The organism is Mucilaginibacter sp. (assembly GCF_036568825.1).
Lineage (GTDB): Bacteria > Bacteroidota > Bacteroidia > Sphingobacteriales > Sphingobacteriaceae > Mucilaginibacter.
The window spans coordinates 25,035-46,074 of the sequence record NZ_DATCRU010000034.1; the positions used below are offsets into that span (position 1 = coordinate 25,035).

General features: G+C 41.2%; 20 protein-coding genes. 13 read left to right on the forward strand and 7 right to left on the reverse strand.

All coding sequences use genetic code 11. The annotated features are described in order from the left end of the window. Positions 1-13 precede the first annotated feature (13 nt). The 4 genes from VIM89_RS07385 (at position 14) to VIM89_RS07400 (ending at position 4,957) form a co-directional block, all read left to right on the forward strand. Positions 14-334 (forward strand): circadian clock KaiB family protein, encoded by a 321-nt coding sequence (locus tag VIM89_RS07385; RefSeq protein ID WP_488155502.1) that lies wholly within the window; start codon positions 14-16, stop codon positions 332-334. Continuing rightward, positions 334-2,001 (forward strand): PAS domain-containing sensor histidine kinase, encoded by a 1,668-nt coding sequence (locus tag VIM89_RS07390; RefSeq protein ID WP_488155503.1) that lies wholly within the window; start codon positions 334-336, stop codon positions 1,999-2,001. Before VIM89_RS07385 ends, VIM89_RS07390 begins: the two co-directional genes overlap by 1 nt. Positions 2,002-2,236: 235 nt before the next feature. Further along, complete coding sequence (locus VIM89_RS07395) at positions 2,237-3,769, forward strand: serine hydrolase domain-containing protein (RefSeq protein ID WP_488155504.1); 1,533 nt, start codon at positions 2,237-2,239, stop codon at positions 3,767-3,769. Positions 3,770-4,057: 288 nt separating this feature from the next. Further along, positions 4,058-4,957, forward strand: coding sequence for a DUF3078 domain-containing protein (locus VIM89_RS07400; RefSeq protein WP_488155505.1), 900 nt, complete (start codon positions 4,058-4,060; stop codon positions 4,955-4,957). A gap of 207 nt (positions 4,958-5,164) precedes the next feature. On the opposite strand, the gene VIM89_RS07405 is transcribed toward VIM89_RS07400, so the two are convergent. From VIM89_RS07405 to VIM89_RS07415, 3 genes are all read right to left on the reverse strand, one after another. Next, entirely contained in the window at positions 5,165-5,575 is a 411-nt protein-coding gene (locus tag VIM89_RS07405) for a hypothetical protein (protein WP_488155506.1), read from the reverse strand. Positions 5,576-5,667: 92 nt separating this feature from the next. Then, positions 5,668-6,312: a DUF2306 domain-containing protein gene (locus VIM89_RS07410; protein ID WP_488155507.1), complete on the reverse strand. Its 645-nt coding sequence runs from the start codon at positions 6,310-6,312 to the stop codon at positions 5,668-5,670. Further along, positions 6,312-7,304: a serine hydrolase domain-containing protein gene (locus VIM89_RS07415; RefSeq protein WP_488155508.1), complete on the reverse strand. Its 993-nt coding sequence runs from the start codon at positions 7,302-7,304 to the stop codon at positions 6,312-6,314. Before VIM89_RS07415 ends, VIM89_RS07410 begins: the two co-directional genes overlap by 1 nt. A 231-nt stretch (positions 7,305-7,535) precedes the next feature. On the opposite strand from VIM89_RS07415, the gene VIM89_RS07420 reads away from it, so the two are divergent. The 3 genes from VIM89_RS07420 to VIM89_RS07430 all read left to right on the forward strand — a co-directional run bounded on the left by VIM89_RS07420 (position 7,536) and on the right by VIM89_RS07430 (position 10,609). Then, on the forward strand, positions 7,536-8,756 hold the full coding sequence (locus tag VIM89_RS07420; protein ID WP_488155509.1) for an acyltransferase family protein: 1,221 nt from the start codon (positions 7,536-7,538) through the stop codon (positions 8,754-8,756). A 121-nt stretch (positions 8,757-8,877) separates the two neighbouring features. After that, positions 8,878-9,924, forward strand: a complete 1,047-nt coding sequence (locus tag VIM89_RS07425) for a sensor histidine kinase (RefSeq protein WP_488155510.1) — start codon at positions 8,878-8,880, stop codon at positions 9,922-9,924. After that, a complete protein-coding gene (locus VIM89_RS07430) occupies positions 9,914-10,609 on the forward strand; it encodes a LytR/AlgR family response regulator transcription factor (RefSeq protein ID WP_488155511.1) in 696 nt (231 codons plus the stop codon). Before VIM89_RS07425 ends, VIM89_RS07430 begins: the two co-directional genes overlap by 11 nt. A gap of 18 nt (positions 10,610-10,627) precedes the next feature. Here the strand turns inward: VIM89_RS07430 and VIM89_RS07435 are convergent, their stop codons facing one another. Next, positions 10,628-11,245: a hypothetical protein gene (locus tag VIM89_RS07435; protein ID WP_488155512.1), complete on the reverse strand. Its 618-nt coding sequence runs from the start codon at positions 11,243-11,245 to the stop codon at positions 10,628-10,630. A 114-nt stretch (positions 11,246-11,359) separates the two neighbouring features. On the opposite strand from VIM89_RS07435, the gene VIM89_RS07440 reads away from it, so the two are divergent. Both VIM89_RS07440 and VIM89_RS07445 read left to right on the forward strand, forming a co-directional pair. Further along, positions 11,360-11,641: a type II toxin-antitoxin system RelE/ParE family toxin gene (locus VIM89_RS07440; protein ID WP_488155513.1), complete on the forward strand. Its 282-nt coding sequence runs from the start codon at positions 11,360-11,362 to the stop codon at positions 11,639-11,641. A 9-nt stretch (positions 11,642-11,650) separates the two neighbouring features. After that, on the forward strand, positions 11,651-11,944 hold the full coding sequence (locus VIM89_RS07445; protein WP_488155514.1) for a HigA family addiction module antitoxin: 294 nt from the start codon (positions 11,651-11,653) through the stop codon (positions 11,942-11,944). Positions 11,945-11,948: 4 nt separating this feature from the next. Here VIM89_RS07445 and VIM89_RS07450 read toward each other — a convergent pair whose 3' ends face one another. Both VIM89_RS07450 and VIM89_RS07455 read right to left on the reverse strand, forming a co-directional pair. Next, positions 11,949-13,418 carry a rhamnogalacturonidase gene (locus VIM89_RS07450; protein ID WP_488155515.1) on the reverse strand — a complete coding sequence of 490 codons (1,470 nt, stop codon included), beginning with the start codon at positions 13,416-13,418 and terminating at the stop codon, positions 11,949-11,951. Positions 13,419-13,480: 62 nt separating this feature from the next. Further along, positions 13,481-13,810 (reverse strand): MmcQ/YjbR family DNA-binding protein, encoded by a 330-nt coding sequence (locus VIM89_RS07455; RefSeq protein WP_488155516.1) that lies wholly within the window; start codon positions 13,808-13,810, stop codon positions 13,481-13,483. Positions 13,811-13,900: 90 nt separating this feature from the next. Here VIM89_RS07455 and VIM89_RS07460 point away from each other — a divergent pair, with 90 nt between their 5' ends. Beyond that, entirely contained in the window at positions 13,901-14,680 is a 780-nt protein-coding gene (locus VIM89_RS07460) for an enoyl-CoA hydratase/isomerase family protein (RefSeq protein WP_488155517.1), read from the forward strand. 153 nt (positions 14,681-14,833) lie between these two features. Continuing rightward, positions 14,834-17,479, forward strand: coding sequence for a PAS domain S-box protein (locus VIM89_RS07465; protein WP_488155518.1), 2,646 nt, complete (start codon positions 14,834-14,836; stop codon positions 17,477-17,479). A gap of 30 nt (positions 17,480-17,509) precedes the next feature. Here VIM89_RS07465 and VIM89_RS07470 read toward each other — a convergent pair whose 3' ends face one another. After that, positions 17,510-18,382 (reverse strand): hypothetical protein, encoded by an 873-nt coding sequence (locus VIM89_RS07470; RefSeq protein WP_488155519.1) that lies wholly within the window; start codon positions 18,380-18,382, stop codon positions 17,510-17,512. A gap of 229 nt (positions 18,383-18,611) precedes the next feature. On the opposite strand from VIM89_RS07470, the gene VIM89_RS07475 reads away from it, so the two are divergent. Together VIM89_RS07475 and VIM89_RS07480 are read left to right on the forward strand one after the other, a co-directional pair. Further along, positions 18,612-19,532: a hypothetical protein gene (locus VIM89_RS07475; RefSeq protein WP_488155520.1), complete on the forward strand. Its 921-nt coding sequence runs from the start codon at positions 18,612-18,614 to the stop codon at positions 19,530-19,532. 720 nt (positions 19,533-20,252) lie between these two features. Next, a complete protein-coding gene (locus tag VIM89_RS07480) occupies positions 20,253-21,038 on the forward strand; it encodes a sensor histidine kinase (RefSeq protein WP_488155521.1) in 786 nt (261 codons plus the stop codon). Positions 21,039-21,040 lie beyond the last annotated feature (2 nt).

A 21,040-nucleotide genomic window follows, 5' to 3' on the forward strand; every position in this document is an offset into this window, starting at 1 on the left:
TGATTTATTTATAATGGCAGAGAACAAAAGCGTTTCTGAGCCGAAGAAACCTAAAAATACATATGTGATGCGCCTTTTTATAACGGGGGCCTCGCCTAACTCGACGCGTGCCATATCGAACCTGAAGAAGATATGCGAAGAATATTTAAAAGATCGCTATGAGCTGGAAATAATTGATGTTTATCAACAACCCTCAGTTGCTATAGATGAGCAGGTGATCGCATTGCCGATGCTGATAAAAAAGGCCCCGGGCATGGAGCGGAAATTAATTGGAGACATGTCCGATAAACCTAAAGTGCTTAGAGGACTTGAAATAAATGCAGTGAATTTGTGATGGAAAAGCAGATTTCATACGAAGAATTACTAAATAGAAATAACGAATTACAATGGCGGCTGGACGAAGCAAATGATATGCTTGAAGCCATCCGTACAGGACAGGTTGATGCGCTGATAGTTAAAAATGGCGGTATGCATAACCTGTACACTTTAAAAACAGCCGATCATACCTACCGTGTCTTCATCGAAAAAATGAGCGAAGGCGCGGTGACGATTGATGAGGGTGGCTTTATATTATATTGCAACAGCAGTTTTACCAACCTGGTACAAGTTTCTGCTGAAAAGGTCGTTGGAATACCTTTTATTGATTTTATTGCTGAAGAATCAAAGGCAGGCTATAAAAAAATAATTAAGAAAGCCTGGAAAAAGGATACCAAAGAAGAGTTTATGATTAAGAGCGGCAACGAGAAGACAACCTGTTGCCTGTGCTCCTTTGCAGCAATTGATATGGATTGGGGACATAGCCTTAGCGTAATACTAACAGACCTGACAATACAAAAGGCGGCGCAGAAGCATTTAATAAGCCAGAATGAAAAGCTGGAGGCTGCCCAGAATGTGGTTACTCAACAAAAAGACGAGTTGGAGTCGATAGTAAAAGAACGCACTAAGGATTTATCCGTTAGCCGGGGAAATTTAAAGCTATTGGCCGATCACATCACCCAAATGACCTGGACATGCATGCCCGATGGTAGGGTGAACTTTTTCAATGAACGCTGGTACAATTATACAGGCCTTGGTTTTGAGCAATCTATGGGATGGGGCTGGCGGGAAACCATTCATCCGGATGATATTGAAAACTTCATGGATAAATACCGTGAAGCCCTGCATACCGGTGGGATATTTGAAGTTGAAAACCGGTACCGCAGGGGAAAAGATGGTGTTTATCGCTGGCACCTGAACCGTGCAATGCCTTTGCAGAATGAGAATGGTGAAATCATATTATGGGTTGGTACAGCTACAGATATCGAGGAACAAAAACGGGAACTGGAGCGCAAGGACGAATTCATTGGTGTTGCCAGTCACGAATTAAAAACGCCGTTGACCAGTTTGAAAGGATATCTTCAGCTTATTTTACTACATCAGAAGGATGACTTGCCAATAACGGTAAAACAGTACATTAATAAAGCAGTAATTGCATTGGGCAAGCTGCAATTTTTAGTGGACGACTTGCTGGATATGAGCAAAATAAAAGCAGGCAGACTGAACTATAACATGGATGTTATTAACCTGAAAGATGTAGTGGCAACCTGCGTTGAAAATGCTGCGCATATGAATCCGGCTTTTACGATAGAATTAGAGGGTGAAGAGGATTTGATGGTAAAAGGTAATGCTGAACGTATTGAACAGGTGCTGATGAACCTGATCAATAATGCCGTTAAATACTCCAATGGGAATCGTAAGATAATCGTTAAATCATTTAAACATGAGAACTGCGCCCGCGTATCGGTTGCCGACTTTGGTATCGGCTTATCAGAAGAACAAAAACTTAAGATTTTTGAACGCTTTTACCGGGTCGAAGATAAAAAGAACATGACCAGTGGTTTGGGCATGGGTCTGTACATCTCGTCCGAGATCATCAATACACACAATGGCAAAATAGGTGTGGAGAGTAAGTTGGGTGATGGATCTACCTTCTACTTTGATCTGCCTTTGGTAGAAGCTTAGTGACTGTTTAATATCGCGCGCAGATTTACTCACCCGGTCATTGCTTCGCTCGACCACCCTCTCTATGCTTCGCATAAAGAGGGGATTTTTATTTTTTTTACCCTCTTTCCGCAAGGCGGAGAGAGGGTCGACCAGCGTAGCGTCGTCGGGGTGAGTTGACTCTGCGCCTGCTTTATTCGGCAACTGTTTTAAATTTCCGGGAATATAGGTAAATATGTAACTCATAAACTTCGCCATGAAACTTTTTACCTGTCCTGAAAAATCGATTTTCTTCATTTTATTATGCTTTTGTTCGTTAGCATTATCTGCTCAAACCTATAAACCACCTGTTTTTACCGATGCAGACCGGCTGAAAAGAATCGAAGCCACCTACCCGGTGATCGATAAACTGTATAAAGAATATGCAGAGCAAAATCATTTTCCGGGCCTGGTATATGGTATTGTAGTTGATGGCAAACTGGTGCATGCAGGTAGCGTTGGTTATACTAACCTGAAAGATAAAACAGAAGCTACTTCTAAATCTAACTTCCGCATTGCCTCAATGAGCAAAAGTTTTACAGCGATGGCTATCCTAAAACTGCGCGATGAAGGAAAGCTAAAACTGGATGATCCTGCCTATTTATATATCCCTGAAATGAAAGGGCTGAAATATCTGACCAAAGATGCTACACCGATTACCATCCGAAACCTGCTTACACATTCCGCAGGCTTCCCGGAAGATAATCCCTGGGGAGATCGTCAACTGGCCAATACCGATCAACAACTAATTGATCTCTATAAAAAAGGTATATCTTTTTCCAACGATCCGGGTTTAGGCTATGAATATAGTAATCTCGGCTTTGCTACACTGGGTTATATCATTAAAAAGGTATCCGGAAAAAGTTACCAGGAATATATCACCGAAAATATTCTGAAACCACTGGGTATGACGCATACCTATTATGAATACGACAAAGTCCCTAAAGAACAATTGGCACATGGCTATCGCTGGATTGATAACCAATGGGTAGAACAGCCTATGCTGCACGACGGTTCCTACGGCGCAATGGGCGGGATGATCACCACCATCGAGGATTTTAGCAAGTATGTGGCACTACATTTAGAAGCCTGGCCGCCGAGGGATGACGCAGAGACTGGCCCGGTTAAAAGAAGCTCCATCCGCGAAATGCAATATCCGTGGGATGTAAATGGTTTTAATGCAAATGGCAGGCCTTATCCTTTTGCATCGGCCTATTGCTATGGTTTGCGCTGGCGGAAGTACGCGAATGGTATGACTGCCGTTGGGCACACCGGTGGCTTACCGGGATTTGGCAGTGAATGGACCATTTATCCCGAATATGGAATTGGAGTGATCAGCTTCGCTAATCTTACTTATGCCAATGCGGGCTCGATCAATGTGCAGGTGGCCGATACATTATTGCGGTTATCGGGTGTCAAACCACGACAATTACCGGCCTCCGATATCCTTAACCAGCGACGGGACGAATTGATAAAACTATTGCCCAACTGGGATAATGCACAAGCCAGCGGAATTTTCGCTATGAATTTCTTTATGGATTATTTCCCGGATAAATTGAAGGCCGAAGCAAAAAGCATTTTCGATAAAGCGGGTAAAATAAACAGCATTGGAGAAGTTGTGGCTGAAAACCAATTGAGAGGTTACTTTATTATGAACGGCGGGCAAGCTAATATCAGGGTCAGTTTTACCCTCACCCCGGAAACCCCTGCTTTGATACAGGAGTATCGTATCAGCCTGGTAGCTAAGTAAAATTATGCTGCATAGTTTACTCACCCGGTCATTGCTTCGCTCGACCACCCTCTCTACACTATGTGTAAAGAGGGTGTTTTATTTTTTTCTTTTTCCCTCTTTACCGCTTGCGGTAGAGAGGGCCGAACAGCGTAGCGTATTCGGGGTGAGTCAAATACGCGCCATGCTAACCTTGGCCGGTAATCACCAAACTAACCGTAATTTTTTTCGGTTGTGCCCGTTTTTTAATGGAATTCGTACTTTTAACTCCGAATTAACCACTCTACCCCTCATTAAAAAATTATCCTTATGAAAACAACATTCCTTATTCTTTCATTTTTGTGCTTAAGCCTGGCGGGATTTTCGCAAACAACCACACCGCCTAAAGACACCACCAAGATCTGGACTATTCACGGACAAAACACCTTCCTGATCAACCAGGCATCATTTAATCACTGGGCCGCAGGCGGTACCAACGCTGTAGCCGCCAACCTGGTTTTGGATTACGATTTCAACTATAAGAAAGGCAAATGGAGCTGGGACAATAAAGCTATAGTTGGCTATGGCCTTAGCAAACAAAATGGAACCGGCTGGCGCAAAAACGACGACCGTATTATCCTGAACAGTTTGCTTGGTTATCAAACTGATTCTAAATACTGGTTATATACCTTTTATACCAACTTCCAGACGCAGTTTACCAAAGGCTATAATTACAATGCCGATGGTAGCCAGACTTTAATATCGGCGCCATTTGCACCGGCTTACTTGACTTTCGGTCCGGGTTTTGCCTATAAAAAGAATGATAATTTCAGGATCAACCTTTCGCCTGCTGCCGTTAAGTACACATTTGTTACCAATGATTCATTATCAAACGTAGGTTCATTTGGCGTGGCGCCGGGCGAAAAACATTTCTTCCAGTTTGGTGCTTCGTTGGATGCTTACTATAAGGCCAATATCGCAACCAACATTTCTATCGAAAACATCTTGAAAATGTATACGGATTACCTGAAGCAACCGCAAAACATTTACCTGGATTATACTTTGAACCTGTTTATGAAGGTAAATAAGTTTGTGACTGTAAACGGTGGTGTGGAGTTGATCAATGACCCGTATGCTAAGATACCTGTGCTGAACAATGGTGTACCCGAAACCCATTCGCTCTTCCAGGTGAAGCAGATATTTGGGGCAGGGTTGACGTATAAGTTTTGATCGATCAAGAAAATGTCATGCTGAATTTATTTCAGCAACCCATCAGAAAGGAGTGCGATAGGCAGGTCTGCTATATGCAAATCGCAGACTTAGCAGGCGTGAATATCCCGTGAGGTGCTGATCCGCTGATTAGCGGACAGCATGACTTATCTTTTTTATTCCGATGCCCTCACACTATAAGCCAACACACGTGATTATAAATCCGGACTAAGGATATGACTCGTTTATTTTATCGATGAGGTCAGAAAAATCATCCAAAGCCCCGTTTCGGTAAAAATAAACGTATTTAGCGTCTTTATTTTCGTCGTAGTAAACAAGTTTATAAAAATTGGGGTTGTAAAATATTACCTTATTTATGCCTCCTATGTTTTCCTTTTGTACGACAATTGGCTCTTTTGAAAAAACATTATAAATGTATAAAGATTCATTTTCATAATAAATTTTTTTCCAGTGTCGAAAAGTAAACAGCCAATACAGCATCATCGGTAACACCGGAACCAAAAATACCATCGACGAACCGCTTGAATCTGTGCACATAAATACGATTACCACAAGAGAAAAAATTGGGCCGCCGAAAACACCGGCATTAAGTCCACCGTCCGAATAAAGTTTAGTCATAATATCAAAGTTAATTTTTTCCCGCCAGTTCAAATAGCCACGCTAAAATAAACTTACATGGTTAAGCCACCCCACCTGAATGGGCGTTTGTTTTATTCCGACGCTCTCAAACTATAAGCCAAAGCACGAGATCGTTTACTAATGATCATTTCAGCAACAATCAAATTAGGCACCCAGCAAAGCCAGGAAATAACGCGATATGCTGTGATAAAATCAAAATGCATTAATCCCGTTGCGAGCGGCAGGTATATCCGCAAAGTAACCGCTGCAAAAGTGAGCGCATAATTGCGGATCATCCAGTTCTCATGCTGTTTGATATCTCTTTTAAGAATGCGGGTATAAGCCATTAAATCGGTGAAGAGCCAGGCTAATGCTAATGAACCAAATCCTAAAACTGAGGTAATGCCACCTGAAGCAAATAGGGCAATATAGAAGCCGGCTGTGCTGCTCAAAACCACAGAACCAACGTAAATTTTACCTATGGTACGGTGCGTGTTCAGGTAGCGGTCGCGTAATTTTTGACTGAATTGTGTCCAGCCGGTGAGCATGGCAATACCGCCAAAGGTGATGTGAATATAAAAGGCCGTGTGCCAGGCTGTGCTTTCAAGCAGCTCGACAGTTTTGCTTGCCCAAAGGCCCTTGCCATGCATGTCGACTATATAATAGGTGAGTGGGTAAACACCTACTGATATGGCTAAAAGTGCAAACACAATCCATACAAAGGTTTTTCTTTTCATCACTTTAATTGTTGATAGATTATAGGAAATATCTTGTTTAGAAACAGGTTTTCGGCTTTTATGGCTGTGAAATCATTGATGCTTTCGTTTACTGAAATTACAGCTTTTTTGGCCGGAATTACAAATACATGCTGACCACCCCAACCCAGCCCGTAAGTGACCGGTGTGCCATTATAATCGTAATGATAAAAGCACAAAGCATAGGTCGATCCGTCAAATCCCCAGGGTGTGCGGTAGGATATGGTTGGATTTAATATTGCATCGATCCATTTTTCAGAAACTATTTTTTTGCCATTATAATAGCCTTTATGAAGCAGCAGTGAGCCGATCTTGTTCATATTCATATTAGCCATTTGAACACTTAATAATCCGCACCCATCATAATAACCGTCGTTCATTTTGCCCCATTTTATATTCTTAATATTCATCGGCCCGAACAAGAATTTATTGGCAAAGTCAAACGTGCTCATGTCGGTGGCCTTGGTAAGAATGACGGATAATAGATGCGTTGCTGCATTATTATAATGGAATACTTTGCCGGGCTCCGAAACCAAAGGCTGTTTTAAAGTATAATCCGACGGATCAGGTAAACTCAGGTATTGATTCAATCTTACCAGATCCTCATGCCATAAACCCGATGCCTGGTTCATAACCTGGCGGATGGTGATGGTTTGCTTCCGCTTATCGGTATCGTTCTTCAGTTGAGGGAAATACTTGGCGATCTTTTCATCAACCGACGAGATATAGCCTTTATCAATGGCAATGCCTATCAATAACGACATCACGCTTTTAGTAAGCGATTGGTTATTATAAAGAGTGGTATCCGTCTTCCCATTAAAATATTGACTGAAAACAACCTTGTCATTCTGCGAAACCACTACAGCATATAACTGCTTATTATTTTTTACATATGCCGATGTATCGATCCTGATCTGTGCATGTGCGTCAGATAAAAAGGCAGTCAGGAAATACAGGAATAATATTCTCTTCATGATAGGTTTTCTCAGTTTTATATTTTGACGTTGAAAGGTGATTTGGGTTACAGCCCGGTTAGTTAGATTTTTCATTTTAAGGATGTTAGTCGATCACCGGGACAAAAGTAGGATGGATAACCATGACGGACATCAGACATTTTATCCACTCGTCACCCGAATTTGTCCACTGGTCAAAAATCTTTCCTGAACGCAGTTTTTGAGGCTTCCTTTATATTAAAAATCACGACAATGGAAACCTCACAACGACAAACTTACCTGGATTGGTTAAGGATAATATCCATACTGGGTGTATTATTTTTTCATTCGGCAATGCCTTATGTTGCCGAGGATGGCTGGCATATCAAAAACCACGAGACCAGTAACCTGTTGATGGAATCGAACCATTTTTTGCACCTTTTTCGCATGCCGCTGCTCTTTTTCATTTCTGGCACAGTAAGCTTTTACATGATGCAGCGGCGCTCTACTTTAAGCTTCATCGGTTTACGTTTCCGCAGGCTTTTCATACCGCTTTTGGTGGGCATGTTTATCATTGTGCCGCCTCAAATTTATATGGAACGCTTGGCCAATGGCTACAAAGGCAGTTTCTGGGATTGGTATCCAAGTGTATTTAACTTTGTGCCCTATCCTAAAGGCAGTTTTAGCTGGCACCATCTATGGTTTATCGCCTATTTGTTTTTATACGATCTCATCTTCGCGCCAATGTTTGCCTGGATGATCTCGCCAAAAAGCGACTCCTTTAAAGAAAAATTAGCTGCACTGGCCAATGGCAAATGGGTATACCTATTGATGTTGCCGGGAATCATCTGGTTTGCACTTTTAAGCCAAAAGCTCCCCGAAACAAACGATCTTGCTCACGATGGCTGTTACTTTGTTTACTGGCTGTTATTCCTGCTCGCGGGATTCGTTTGCATCCTGCAACCAAAGCTGATGGACAGCCTGCAGCGCAACCGCCGATTTGCCCTGAGCATTGGCTTTGTTAGTTTAATGATATGGGAATGCATGCGCTGGAATAAAGTAGAACCGGGCTATAGTAACTGGCCATTCCACGGCAATCTGTTCATCTACCTGTTCATCGCCTTGCGGCCAATTATAGCCTGGGGATGGGTATTGGCATTGGTTGGCTATGGCAAGCATTACCTGAACAAGAAACATGCTATATTAAATTATTTAAATCAGGCGGTGTATCCGTTTTACATCCTGCATCAAACAGTTATTGTCTTGGTGGTATATTATATTGTTCAAACACAAAATGAAAGCATTCTGTCGAAATATATTTATACAGTCGGCATCACTTTTTTTGTGAGTGTATTGATCTATCATTTGTTTGTCCGGCCGTATGCTGTAACACGGTTTTTGTTTGGGATGAAACCAAAGGATAAGGTTAAACCTCAACCTGTGATGGAGATTGAAAAGGATGATGTGAAACCAGTGGTGGCGTTATCGGCATAAAGAAAAGAGGGTGTCATGCTGAGCCTGTCGAAGTGCGGTGCGTAGAGGCCTTTGCCAACCATACTTCGACAAGCTCAGCATGACACCCGTTATTTTGACTTGAGTTTACTAATTTAGATCGATGAATTTTTTCAGAAAATATATATTCCCCGCATTGTATGGCCTACTGGTTTATTTCACCATCAGGCTGCTGCATGATACTGACGTGCACCAACGTTTTTGGGAAAGGCAGTTTTACATCAATGCAGTAGAAGTGGCCTGTTCTATTATTGTGGGGTATATCGCGATCTACCTCTTTCAAAGGTTCTTTAAATATTTTGATAAACGCTGGCCGGTTCAACTGAGCTACCAGGGTGTAGCCAGGGAATTGGCGATACTGGTAGGCGTCAACCTTGTATTGGTCAACGCGGTTTTTGTGCCGATGGATATGGCCCTGCATTCGGATTGGAAACCCTGGTATATATCCGGGGCTGATGTGGCCGATATTAACATGATCCCGACCCTATATGCAATTGTTTATTACGGCATAGCGCGCAGCAGTATATGGCTAAAGGCCTATGTGGATAATAAAGTTCAATTGGAAAAGGTTACGAATGAACATTTACAAACGGAACTTAAGTTTTTAAAGGCGCAGTACCATCCCCATTTTTTGTTTAACGCGCTGAACACGATCTACTTCCAGATGGACGAGGATACTGAAGGGGCTAAACGGAGTATTGAAAAATTTTCGGAACTACTACGCTATCAACTTTATGATCAGCAGCAACAAGTACCGGTGATGCAGGAGATAGAGTACCTGCAAAGTTTTATTGATCTGCAAAGGATACGCAGCTCGGATAAATTGAAGTTAAAAGTTGATTTTGATAAAAAGCTGAACGGTCAATTGGTTTATCCGTTGTTGTTTTTGCCGTTGGTAGAGAATGCTTTTAAATTTGTCGGGGGAAATTACGAGATGTGTGTGGAAGCAAAAGTGAATGATGGGCAAATCGATTTTAGAGTGGAAAACTCGGTGCCGCTGTTAAAGGAAACTGTTAAAAAAGCAGGAGGGATAGGTTTGGAAAACCTGAAGCGCAGGCTCGACCTGCTTTATCCTGGTAAGCATTCATTGACATTAGAAAATGGCGGCGATCATTTTAAAGCCGAATTGAAACTGGACTATGAGCGATAAGATCAATTGTATAATTACGGATGACGAACCTTTTGCACGTAAAGGTTTACAGGGCTATGTAGAGAAAATCGATTTCCTGGATCTGAAAGGCTCATGTGAAGATGCCCTGCAACTAAGCAATATGCTGCAGCAACATCCGGTCGATCTGCTATTTCTCGATATCCAGATGCCGCATATTACCGGTGTAGAGTTTTTAAGAGCATTACGCAATCCGCCTAAAGTGATATTTACCACTGCTTTTGAGCATTACGCTATCCAGGGCTTTGAACTGGATGTGATGGACTACCTGTTGAAACCCATATCCTACGACCGTTTCCTGAAAGCCGCCTGGAAAGCCAGGGATTATTTCGCGATGAGGGAGCAAACGACCAGCAGTGTTCCTTACCTGTTTATAAAATCAAATGGACGGTTAGAAAAGATCATCTTCAGCGATATCCTGTTCATTGAAGGCATGGAAAACTATGTGGCAATTTATCTCGAAAATAAAAAGATCATCACGCATTGTACTATCAAATCGCTACTGGAGAAGCTGCCAGCCAGGCAGTTTATCCAAACCCACAAGTCGTATGTAGTAGCTATTGATAAGATTAGTTCAATTGAAGGGAATACCCTGCATGTGCAAAGCTACCAGGTACCAGTGAGCAAATATTTACGCGAAGAAGTGATGGGGCAGATTGTCCGGTAAGAACATTATTCCCGTATGTCATTCCGATTGCGCAGCGAGGAACCTTCTGCGATTTGCCGGCGAGCTATGCATTCTCTTCATTTGAAAAGCCAAATACGCTAACGGCACCAACATCATAAAATCGACAACATGCGCAATCCATTCAATACGCAGAATACGTGACGCGGGGAATAAAGCCCCTGAAACTGCAATTAGAACTCCCACCCAAACGGGAACAGTGTTGGTTTTGGCCAGTACGATTCCTAGTATCAGTAAGCTGATAGGAAATGCCGGTCCGCCAATCCAGAAAATGATATTGGTGAGTACAGGGTATTGTGAAAGTGTAGTAAGCATGGTATGATGAGGGATATTGAAGACGACCGTCAGGATATCGCGCAAAGCAAACGCCACCCCTCCGCACAAGCAGCCGTAAACCGCAAGCAGGAAACCCCACGAAGCATAATTAGGCGTCCGTTCGCGCAGCATATCAAATAACGCCAGGAATGCCGGCACCCAGAATATACTGCCAATGATCAGCAATAAGCCCGATGTTGTATCATAAGTTCCATACTCATTTTGCGTATTCCAGAAGAAGCTGGAAGCTGCATAAAACGTTGGTGCAAGCAAGAGAGAAATTGCGTTTAGTTTTATCCTCATTGTTTCGGGTTTCGGGATGTGACTATTGAAAATGAAAGGAGGTTACAGCGCTTAATGCATTGTTAAATTGTAAAAGAATGCTTATCTTTGACGTTAGTAACGCAATTCGATACTATGATAATTTCCTTTGGATCAAAAGACACAGAAAAAATTTGGAATGGTATAAGAGTAGCTAAGTTGCCGATGGAAATACAGTTGATAGGAAGAAGAAAGCTTAGGATGATTCACAATTCACAGAATATTCAAGACCTCACAATTCCACCATCAAATAAGCTGGAAAAGAAAAAAGGCGATCTAAAAGATTACTATAGTATCAGAATTAATGATCAATGGCGCATCATTTTTAAGTTGGAGAGTGGTAACGCCAGCGATGTTGAAATAATAGATTATCATTAAAATCAAAAAATGGAAAGATTACCTAACATCCATCCCGGAGAAATATTACAGGAAGAGTTTTTGATTCCTCTTAGTATAACTCCATATCGTTTGGCAAAAGAGACCAGGATACCTCAAACACGTATCTCGGAAATAATAAAAGGCAATCGAAGGATCACTGCCGATACAGCTTTGAGATTAAGCCAGTTTTTTGGCAATACCGCAAAGTTCTGGCTAGGCCTGCAAGACGACTTTGATATAGAAAATGAGATGCTTGAAAAGCAAGGTGAATTTGAACATATCAAACGCTTTGTTGCAGCCTAAGTAATTAATGATCAGTATTTAGATGCTGAGTCTCTTGAATGCCCTTCGCCACTTGTCCTTTTACATTATGTGAATCCAACCCTTTCACATCATCTAGTACAAAAGCCGGACGGACGTCCTTATTCAGATAGCTTACTTCGATATCTCTCAACTTCAACCCATCTACATGGCGGATATAAAAGCCATAAGCAGCCGTTGTGCCGAACATGGATGGCTCAGGATAATTCTTTTCCAGCTCGGGTACTTTAGTGGCATCTTTCGCTTTGCCGCCACCTTTGAAATAGATACGGATATTATTCAGGTCGAGGTCTTTGATAGCGTGACCGGGTATACCTGTAATGATACAAGCCTGGTCGGCATCGCCGTTATAAACCCTAACGTTGCTGATAGATACCCTCCGGATTTCGCCAATTGGTGTGCCTTCTGGTCCACGCATGCGGGCACCGAGGCGTAAGAAAATAGGTGCGTTTACGATATCGCGCATGGTAATATTGCTGATTTCTACATCTTCCAGCAAGGCTCCGTCTACGGACTCAAGTGCCAATCCCCGGCAGTAATCAAATACACAATTGGTGATCGTAATATTTTTGAACCCGCCATTTGATTCAGTGCCAAACTTGATGCGCCCCGTCGGATGCAAACCATAATGCGGGTTTTCCGTACGCTTGTAAGTACCGTCAAGAAAGCTGCCCTCATCATAACCACTTACCTGGCAATTGGTGATGGTAACATTCTCTGTTGCGCGGGCCAATCCTAAAGCATAGGTGCTTTTTAAACAAATACCATCATCATAAGGTGAATTGACGCTGCAATTGGAGATGCGCACATTTCGGCAACAATCAATATCCATTCCGTCACGGTTGGTGTCCATCTTTAAGTTATCAATAGTCAGGTTATCTACGCCTGTAGCCAGGATAGCAAACCATCCGGCATGCAAAAAAGTAACGTCGCGGATGATCACATTGCGGCATTTATACAAGGTCAGCGCTTTATTGGCCACTTTGCTATCCTTCTGATGATCATTTATAAGTCCTTTACCCCAGATCATTCCGGGGCCTAAGATTGAGACATCGTGCAGATTTTCACCCCAGATCAAAGAGTTATGAAAATGACTATGGCCGAAATCCTGGTAAGTTGTGTTAACAGTTTCTTCGGCCTGGTCGTAAACTTCACCTGGGTTTTCGCTGGTAGCTATAATAGTCGCGCCCTGATCAAGATAAATCGTAATGTTACTCTTTAAATGTATCGATCCGGAAAGGTAATTTCCTGCAGGCAAATAAACCGTTCCGCCGCCTGCATCGGCAGCTATTTCGATGGCTTTATTAATAGCCTTCGAGTCGAGGTTATTGCCATCGCCTTTGGCTCCGTATGACCTGACATTATAAATTCCACTTTGCTGCATAGTCTGATTAAAAACATTTGTATAAAAGACAGTTATTAATAAAGTCAATAACAAAACTGGTTTACGGTTCATGGCAGATTTATTGGGTTAAGGGAATGATTTTACAGGCTTGGTAACGAAGATAAATCTAATCTTTATCTTTTGGAAGTTTTTTGGCTGGCAGTTTCCCAGGCTGTGGTGATAACATCATGCAGCATATCCAGGCGCACTTTTGAAAGCTCGACATAGGTAGCGCCTTTTAATCCCCATTTATTAGGAATAGGATAAAAGATGGTGGGATCGAAGGAATGAAAAACAGATTGATCAATTGGCGAAAGTATCACCGTCATGCGGTTATCAGCGGGCCATAAAGTAACGAATGTCCGTTTGTTTTTTACCTTAAATGCCGGTCGCCCCACATGCACATATTCTTCCACATTGGGAAGCGATAAAGCGATCTGGCGGGCGGTTTCGATATCAGCCATATAAATCTTTTGAATCGATAAATATAACCACTCTGTTTGCAGGTACACCAAAATGTGTCGACATTTACAGCGATCTTTTAAATCCGACCTATGTCTGAAAACCCAAACGGATATGTAATTGCCATCTACAAGGATGGTATTAGTACTATTACTTTTTATCACCCTGCACAAAACTCTTTACCTGCCGATCTTTTAAAACAGCTTTGTGCTGAAATTGAAAGAGCGGGAAATAATCCAGAGACAAGAGTGATTGTATTAAAAAGCGATGGCGACCGTACCTTTTGTGCCGGGGCGAGTTTTGCTGAACTGGTGCAGATAAAAGATAAAGAGGCCGGAACTGAGTTTTTCTCTGGCTTTGCCCGCGTGATCAATGCCTGCCGCAAATCACCCAAGATCATCATCGTACGGGTACAAGGTAAAGCAGTAGGAGGTGGGGTAGGTTTAGCAGCAGCGGCAGATTATTGTTTGGCAACCGAAGCAGCTTCTATCAAACTAAGTGAACTGGCCATCGGTATTGGCCCGTACGTGATTTCGCCTGCGGTGATACGCAAAATAGGCCTGTCTGCATTTTCGCAATTGACAATCAGGGCGGTTGATTTTCAATTTGCCATCTGGGCAAAAGAAAAAGGATTATATAATGATATTTACCCCGATATCAATACACTAGATACTGAATTGGATGCGTTGACTCAAAAACTGGCTTCCTATCATCCCGAGGCCTTACACGGCTTAAAGCAAATCCTTTGGGAAGGCACAGAAAACTGGGATGACTTATTAACTCAACGTGCTGCCATAAGCGGTGAACTTGTATTATCAGAGTTTACACAGCGAACTTTAAAAAGCTTCCTTGAAGGTAAGAGGGTTATCTGATTGTATATCAGTATTTTTACTTAGGTTTTCTTCTGGTAGTATATTTATTTGCTTTTTTTTCTCATAAATTTATTCAAGATTAATTTTTTAGTTAAGCCTTAAAACTTGAACCCCGGAATTTGTTTCTAACGTATAAAGGCATTCGGTCTGTGTATGACTACCCTGCAAAAGAATAGAACAATTACGGTTATCAGCTGCATTACTATAGCAACAGGTATTGTTGTTATACTTGGATGGTTATTGAGTATTCCGGTCCTTAAGCAGATCATCCCCGGGTTTGTCAACATGGTGTTCAACACTGCTCTGAGTTTCGTTTTATTTGGCGGAGCATTGTTATCCACACAGTATTCTAAAACTAAATCCCAAAATATAACATTTCTTTTTTTGTCATCCGCAGGGACACTTATCGGGCTTATTACTCTGCTACAGTTTATCTTTCATTTCAATACCGGTCTGGATGAGTTATTTGTAAAGGATACGGAAAAAGTTTCGGCTACGCATTTATTTTCTGGACGAATGGCTTTTAATTCCGCCATTTGCATTACCATTTTAGGATTGGGCCTTTTAATGCTTACTATAAAAAAAACCGCATTTGATCTGTTTGCCCAGTGGTCTTTTCACCTGGTTACTATCGTATCAGCTATTGCGCTGATTGGTTATTTATACGGGGCCTCATTGTTCGATTCGCTGTTATATGTAAGCTCAATGGCTGCTCATACCGCTATACTTTTTTTCATATTATCAGTAGCAGCGTCCCTTCTGAATCCTCAAATCGGTATTGCATCACTGTTCACAGGCAAGCATATCGGTAATAAAATGGCCAAAAGACTATTTACCCTTATGGTAATTATGGTGGTCATTTTCGGCTCGCTCAGGGTACAGACAGAACACTATAAATTATTTTCACTGGAAATTGGCATCTCGTTACTAGCGGTTTGTTTCATACTGATGAGCCTTGCTATCATTTGGAATACGGCATTATGGCTGAACAGGGTTGACGCTGACAGATCAAAAGCAGAAGCCGAGGTGAAGCAGATGAATGCTGAATTGGAGAGAAGAGTGGAGGAGCGTTCAGCCGAATATCAAAAAAGCGAAAAAAAATACCGGTTATTGATCGAGCACGCTTCTGACGCTATTTATGTGCTGGATGCAAACGGATATTTTACAGATGCAAATGCCAGCATGTGCGAAATGATGGGATATAGCCGTGATGAGTTACTGCAGTTAAATGTAGATGCAATTGTTGACCCTGAAGAGCTCAAGGTCGATCCACTACCAAAAGATAAGAAGGGCGAAGAATATTCGGAGATCCGCGAACGCCGGTTTATGCGTAAAAACGGAGCGGTCTTCCCGGTGGAAATCAACGTGAAAAGGTTTATGGATGACCGTGTGCTGGTAATGGCCCGCGATATCACCTATCGCAAAAAAATGGAAACCGAACTGCGTGATGCCGAATTGAAGTTCAGGACGGTGGCCGAAAAATCAATAGTGGGTGTTTACATCGTTCAGAACGGAAAATTCGTATTCGTGAATCCACGCTTTGCAGAGATTTTTGGTTACCAGCCTCATGAAATCATAAATACAATGGCTGTAGATGGTATTATTCATGATGACTACAAGCATGTTACAATCGAGGCTGTTCGCAAAAGAATTGAGGGCGAAGTGGAAAGTGTGCATTACGAGGCAATGGGACTGAAGAAGGATGGCTCGGCCAATTGGGTGGAGTTTTTCGGCAGCCGGGCAATAATAGGAGGCCTGCCAACCATCATCGGTTCCATGGTAGATATCACCCAGCGTAAAGCTGCGGAAGAGGAGCTGAGATCATCTGAACAACAATATAAACTGCTGTTTGAAAGTAACCCTTTGCCGTTATGGATGGTTGACAAGGACACAATGCGGGTTATAGCCGCCAATGAAGCAGCCGCCCGGTTATACGGATATACAAAGGATGAGTTACCAAACATGGAGGTTACTGCTTTCAGGATACCGGAGGATAGAGGGCTGCAGATGAGGGAATGGCGGGAGGATATAACCACCACTTCGGAAAGAAATGTTTTACGGCATGTAAAAAAAGACGGAACAGTAATGTTTGTACAGGTGGTAGCCAATGATATCATATTTGAGGGCAGATCAGTAAGACTCTCGTTGACTCATGATATTACGGAAAGACTTAAATCAGAAGATATGCTGCGTAAATCGCAAGCTAATCTGCAAACGATATTAAGCACTACCGATACAGCTTATGCATCTTTTGATACCGATTTTAAACTCATTGCCTATAATCCTACGGCTTTCAATTTTATCAGCGGGCAGTATCGTCACAAACCAAAGGAAGGTGACTATCTGGGCGATTTTATCCCGGCACACCGCTGGCCAAAGCTGATGGAAATGGCAACCCAGGTATTAATGGGTGATCATTTTCATTACGAGATCGATTACCCTCAGGATGATGGTTCAACTCAATGGTATGATGTGAAGCTTTCACCACTAACAGATGGCGGCGATCAGATACTAGGTATGCTGGTAGCTTTGTATGATATCACCGAACGGAAAAATGCTGAGCAGGACCTGCAAAGTGCCTATGTACGCATTCAAGACCATGTAGACAGTATTAAAGGAATGGCCTGGAAGCAATCGCACCTGATACGCAGTCCGCTGGCTAACCTGAAGGCCTTGTCAGAAATGCTGAAAGGACACCCTATGGACCCTGAAATACTAAAACACTTCCAAACAGAACTCAACCGCCTCGACGATATTATACACGAAATGGCCCGCGAAGCCGCAGGCCATGGGGTGTAATAAAGGTGTTGAAAATGTATTTGCAAAGTATTAGTCGCCAGAAGAGGTGGTACTTGCTTTGTTGGCTAAAGAAAAGATCAGTTTGAACGATAAACCACTTATAGTTTTGTCATAAAACAGATTATTATCACTTGTATCAAGCGCATTATAATTTGTTCCGCTTCCATTCGGAATAGGTTTACCTTCATAGTTGTTTACAACATAATCCCGCAACTGACGGATTCTCGACACGTCATAAAATAAGGCTGCCTGTAAGTTATCGGTAATAAAATATCCGACACCCAAGCCTCCATTTACGGATTTATTAAAAGTTACACTAGAGGATACATTAGCTAAATCCAAAGATGCATCAATTGATACCCTGCCCCAGAATGTGTTGCCTGTAGCATCGCTTTTTTGATTTTTTAAATTCTTCGCCTGGGACTGGACTGAGTCTAATTGGCTTATAATTTTTTTATCGTTAGGTAATAACGCTAATTGTTGGTTTAATGTATTTGTTGTTTTATCCATTGCTAGCTTTTGATAACTATAATTTGTTTTAAAATTCCGGTAAGCTGTTTTTTGCGATTGTTGTACAATAGTGTTATCAGTAGGATCGACAGCAATTTTTCCTAATTTGACCATGATAACTGACGATATTACAAATGACTGCTTATTTAAAGGTTGCAGTTGAAGGTTATGATTCCCATCGGTAGTTAAAGAGTAATCATAAGTTTTATCGAATGTATGACTATAACCTATTCCAAATCCAAAAGTTACCCCATTTAAATTAGGTAGTGTTTGCCCCGATGAAGGATTGCCTGAACCAGAAGTTGAGTTGCCTTGTTGTGTGCTGCCGTTATCCTGGCCAAATGCTAGTGTAACCGCACAAATAAAAATAAAAGTAATTGTTACCTTTTTCATAATAAAAGGTTGATTGCCTACTCTGAATCCGTTTTCGGCTTTCCCGGTTTAAGTGAACTTTTACTCAAATCTCCGGGCGAATGGAATGTAACGATGACGCAAAATCAACCTTTCTGACAGGGTGTTTTTACGGTATTAAAATGGGTGTAAAAACGGGTATAATGTATTGGTTATTTGGGGAATTTAGGAGGTAATTAATCAAATCATTCACAATTTAACCCTAACTGTTATGAAAAAATTAGTATTTGGAATTTTTGTTGTTTTGATTGCATCGTTATTCGGATGTAATAAAAATAAACAAATAAAAGCTTCTATATCTATTCCTGTAAATAAAACTCTCAATGGATATGATTACAGTAGAGCTTTAAAAATGATAGACAATTTCTACAAATTAAAAGACTCTGATATCAGCAATAAGTCTGTATCCTTATGGCTTAGCAAAGAACAAATTAATAGTATCGATACTTTGTTACAAAGTGAAGCTAAAGCTGATAGTGGCCTGACGGATGGCATAAGGTTTTATTTCGGCTGTGACAAACCCTTAAGCACTACTAAATTAGAAGTTTCGATATTACTAGTTTCAACGAAGAAGAGAACGCCTCCAAGCGCTGGTTTAAGCACTCACGGAGATTATTACAATCATATTGCAGACTTTTTAAGTGGAAGTTTTGGTGATGTCTCAGATGATAGTGCTCCCCCGGGTGCCCTGTTATATGATTCAAACATTCCATGTTCTGCCTCTGATGATACCTGCAATTCCTCTACAAGTTATCATTATCTTAATTGTGATACAACTTATAAATGGGTTCAAGCGCATATAAAATCTGATAAAAATCCCATAAATACCAGAAGCGAATGGTTCTCACTATGCTTTATACATAGTATAAACCTTGCATTGCAAAATTCTGCAAATAAGCTTGATGGCATTCGAGTTTACTTAGGGAAAGGATATCTTGATAAACTGTCACACACTATAAGAGATGTTTTCATTTTAGTACCTACGTATAGTTCTGGTAATTCACATACCGACTATTATCATTGTTTAGAAGACCTGGGACAATCTATATGTGACTCTTCATATAGCCATAACAAATATTTCTTCTTCGGAGGGTATGACAACGGCGAACTATGCCCCAACAACTGTGATTAATATAAGAGCGAGGTATTTTTGACTAACTTTAGGACTATTAACCCTAATAGTCCTAAACGTTATGCAAGTATTACATTACTTTACCTTAAATACTGGTATAGAAACAGTATGTTTTATAACGTCATTAATCTGGCTTATAAATTATAAAGGACAGCCTATTTGGAGAAATGTTGTGTTTTTGCTTTTTATAACATGTAGTGTCGAGTTTATGGGAATTTATGTTAAAAGGTTATACCTGCATGATAGACTACATGTGCATCCTAACCCTTGGTTATATAATATTTTGTTACTATTTCAAATAGTCATTCTAAGTATAATGTTTAATTCTTTGTTAACAAAATACATTAAAATAAAGTCTGCAATATTTATTATCGCTTTGTTGATGGTCTCTCTTTATGTTTATGAAATCTGGGAGCATGGGGTTTTTAATTACAACAACTTAACCTATTCAGTCATGTCAGTTATTATTGTGTTGTGCAGTTTAATTTATTTCTATTTATTACTCAAAGACGATAGTTATATTCAATTAAGTAGATCAGCAGATTTTTGGTGGATAGCGGGTCTTTTGTTTTTTTATTTCGGAAGTACAGTTGTGAATCTATTTTACAGCAAATTATCACATATTATGATTACTCCTAAACGAAGCTTAAGCTACTTTATCTTTAACATCCTTAATGTATTGTTATACAGTTGCTGGAGTTACTCATTTATCTGCAGAAGATGGCTAACAACGACATCACAGAGCTTATCATAATTACGACCCTTATTTTTCTAATAGCACCGACGTTCCTGGTGCTATATATTTTTATTTATAATAAGCGCAAAAAACGTCACCTCGAAGAAAAGCAACTCATGCAACTCACCTTTGAATCAGAACTAATCAAAACCCAAATGGAAATCCGCGAGCAAACCATGCAAACCATTGGGGCCGATCTGCATGACAACATAGGACAGTTGCTGAGCTTAACCTCACTGACACTCAATTCGGTCAAACTTGATGATGCCGAAAAAGCACAGCAAAAGATCGATGCCGCGCTCGATCTGACGATGCGCTCGATAAAGGAAATGCGGTTGCTCGGAAAATTGTTGCAGGGTGAACAATTGATTGGCCTGGGGCTGTGTGAAGCAATAAGGCACGAGATCAACTGGATAGAAAAATCGGGGCAATATATTGTAAACTATGAAATTGAAGGAGAACAACCGGCACAGAATAACCCAGATAAAGATTTGATCCTTTTTCGCATACTCCAGGAGGTGTTTAATAATATCATCAAGCATTCAAAGGCTAGCGAGATCAGTATTAAGCTGGCATATAGCCAGGAAGGAGTCAGGCTACAGGTAATTGATAACGGGGCTGGATTTGATGTAGCCAATTTGCCTGATGATCAGAAAGGCATGGGATTGCTTAATATTCAGAAAAGGGCGGAGATAGTAGGAGGACGGTTCTTTATACAATCGCAATCGGGCGAAGGTACTTGTATCGAAATATTTATTCCTTATCCATAAAG

Excerpts from the sequence above, each read along its gene's own strand:
- VIM89_RS07385 (WP_488155502.1), top strand. The coding sequence starts at position 14 with ATGGCAGAGAACAAAAGCGTTTCTGAGCCGAAGAAACCTAAAAATACA.
- VIM89_RS07390 (WP_488155503.1), top strand. The coding sequence starts at position 334 with ATGGAAAAGCAGATTTCATACGAAGAATTACTAAATAGAAATAACGAA.
- VIM89_RS07395 (WP_488155504.1), top strand. The coding sequence starts at position 2,237 with ATGAAACTTTTTACCTGTCCTGAAAAATCGATTTTCTTCATTTTATTA.
- VIM89_RS07400 (WP_488155505.1), top strand. The coding sequence starts at position 4,058 with ATGAAAACAACATTCCTTATTCTTTCATTTTTGTGCTTAAGCCTGGCG.
- VIM89_RS07405 (WP_488155506.1), bottom strand. The coding sequence starts at position 5,575 with ATGACTAAACTTTATTCGGACGGTGGACTTAATGCCGGTGTTTTCGGC.
- VIM89_RS07410 (WP_488155507.1), bottom strand. The coding sequence starts at position 6,312 with ATGAAAAGAAAAACCTTTGTATGGATTGTGTTTGCACTTTTAGCCATA.
- VIM89_RS07415 (WP_488155508.1), bottom strand. The coding sequence starts at position 7,304 with ATGAAGAGAATATTATTCCTGTATTTCCTGACTGCCTTTTTATCTGAC.
- VIM89_RS07420 (WP_488155509.1), top strand. The coding sequence starts at position 7,536 with ATGGAAACCTCACAACGACAAACTTACCTGGATTGGTTAAGGATAATA.
- VIM89_RS07425 (WP_488155510.1), top strand. The coding sequence starts at position 8,878 with ATGAATTTTTTCAGAAAATATATATTCCCCGCATTGTATGGCCTACTG.
- VIM89_RS07430 (WP_488155511.1), top strand. The coding sequence starts at position 9,914 with ATGAGCGATAAGATCAATTGTATAATTACGGATGACGAACCTTTTGCA.
- VIM89_RS07435 (WP_488155512.1), bottom strand. The coding sequence starts at position 11,245 with ATGAGGATAAAACTAAACGCAATTTCTCTCTTGCTTGCACCAACGTTT.
- VIM89_RS07440 (WP_488155513.1), top strand. The coding sequence starts at position 11,360 with ATGATAATTTCCTTTGGATCAAAAGACACAGAAAAAATTTGGAATGGT.
- VIM89_RS07445 (WP_488155514.1), top strand. The coding sequence starts at position 11,651 with ATGGAAAGATTACCTAACATCCATCCCGGAGAAATATTACAGGAAGAG.
- VIM89_RS07450 (WP_488155515.1), bottom strand. The coding sequence starts at position 13,418 with ATGAACCGTAAACCAGTTTTGTTATTGACTTTATTAATAACTGTCTTT.
- VIM89_RS07455 (WP_488155516.1), bottom strand. The coding sequence starts at position 13,810 with ATGGCTGATATCGAAACCGCCCGCCAGATCGCTTTATCGCTTCCCAAT.
- VIM89_RS07460 (WP_488155517.1), top strand. The coding sequence starts at position 13,901 with ATGTCTGAAAACCCAAACGGATATGTAATTGCCATCTACAAGGATGGT.
- VIM89_RS07465 (WP_488155518.1), top strand. The coding sequence starts at position 14,834 with ATGACTACCCTGCAAAAGAATAGAACAATTACGGTTATCAGCTGCATT.
- VIM89_RS07470 (WP_488155519.1), bottom strand. The coding sequence starts at position 18,382 with ATGAAAAAGGTAACAATTACTTTTATTTTTATTTGTGCGGTTACACTA.
- VIM89_RS07475 (WP_488155520.1), top strand. The coding sequence starts at position 18,612 with ATGAAAAAATTAGTATTTGGAATTTTTGTTGTTTTGATTGCATCGTTA.
- VIM89_RS07480 (WP_488155521.1), top strand. The coding sequence starts at position 20,253 with ATGGCTAACAACGACATCACAGAGCTTATCATAATTACGACCCTTATT.